Here is a 225-nt window from a genome sequence, read left to right as displayed (position 1 = left end):
TGCCGGCATTCTGCGCCAGCGCCTGGAAGAATTCGCGCACCAGCTCGGTGTCGAAAGTACCGATCTTCGGCGACGAGAAGGAAACGTTCCAGACCAGGAAGGGACGGCCGGACACGTCGATCGCGGCGCGCGTCAGCGTCTCGTCCATGGCAAGGTCAATCGAGGCATAACGCATGATGCCGCGCCGCTCGCCCAGTGCCTTGGCCAGCGCCTGGCCAAGCGCGA

At 64.9% G+C, this 225-nt stretch carries 1 pseudogene; it reads right to left on the bottom strand.

Annotated features, from left to right (window positions below):
- Nucleotides 1–225: pseudogene (locus EOB49_RS36115) on the bottom strand (imidazoleglycerol-phosphate dehydratase); the annotation flags it as partial.

It is taken from the genome of Mesorhizobium sp. M7A.F.Ca.MR.148.00.0.0, from assembly GCF_003997735.1.
Lineage (GTDB): Bacteria > Pseudomonadota > Alphaproteobacteria > Rhizobiales > Rhizobiaceae > Mesorhizobium.
Note: the sequence above shows the minus strand (reverse complement) of the source record. Positions and strands in the feature narration are given on the sequence as shown.